The 386-nt window shown below is 67.9% G+C and carries 1 pseudogene; it reads left to right on the forward strand.

The window, feature by feature from the left end:
* A pseudogene (locus AC0AIB_RS31600) lies at positions 1-386 on the forward strand (4-hydroxy-3-methylbut-2-enyl diphosphate reductase); the annotation flags it as partial.

Below are 386 nucleotides of genomic sequence, written 5' to 3' on the forward strand. Positions count from 1 at the left end.
GTGCAGACCCTGGAGAAGAAGGGCGCGATCTTCGTGGACGTCACCGCGGAGGTGCCCGAGGGCTCCATCGTGATGTTCTCCGCGCACGGAGTCGCGCCCACCGTCCACGCGGAGGCGGCCGAGCGCAAGCTCGCCACCATCGACGCGACCTGCCCGCTGGTCACCAAGGTCCACAAGGAAGCCGTCCGGTACGCCAAGGAGGACTACGACATCCTCCTGATCGGCCATGAGGGTCACGAGGAGGTCATCGGCACCTCCGGCGAGGCCCCCGACCACATCACCCTGGTCGACGGCCCCGAGGACGTGGCGAACGTCGAGGTCCGCGACGAGTCGAGGGTGGTCTGGCTCTCCCAGACCACCCTGTCCGTCGACGAGACGATGCAGAC

This window comes from Micromonospora sp. DSM 43699 (genome assembly GCF_055517075.1).